We start from the raw sequence: 311 nt of genomic DNA, 5'->3' as shown, positions 1-311 counted from the left end.
AAATCTGATTTAAGCCAAGCGCAGTTTAAAATTGCCTTTGATATAGGAGATGGCGCTGAAAAAGGCGCGCAAAATAATCATATTAATTCTTTAGCACGCTTTATTAATATGCATGTTGCCCATGGGGTAAAGCCGGAGAATATTCAACTTGCTCTAGTGGTGCACGGTGGTGCAAGTGTAGATGTGCTTGAAAACAGCTTTTACAAAGTGCGTTTTGAAAAAGATAACAAAACCGAATCTTTAATTAAACAGCTGCTTGCTAATAACACGCAGGTATATGTATGCGGGCAGTCGGCAATGCATATGAAAGT

General features: G+C 39.2%; 1 protein-coding gene. It reads left to right on the top strand.

Annotation, left to right across the window (positions count from 1 at the left end):
* Positions 1–311 (top strand): DsrE family protein (locus tag ACO0LB_RS20800; RefSeq protein ID WP_423052636.1); only part of this gene is annotated, 311 nt, incomplete at both ends.

Origin of the sequence: Undibacterium sp. SXout7W, from assembly GCF_049339385.1 — a bacterium.
GTDB lineage: Bacteria > Pseudomonadota > Gammaproteobacteria > Burkholderiales > Burkholderiaceae_D > Undibacterium.
This window is presented reverse-complemented; position numbering and strand designations above follow the sequence as displayed.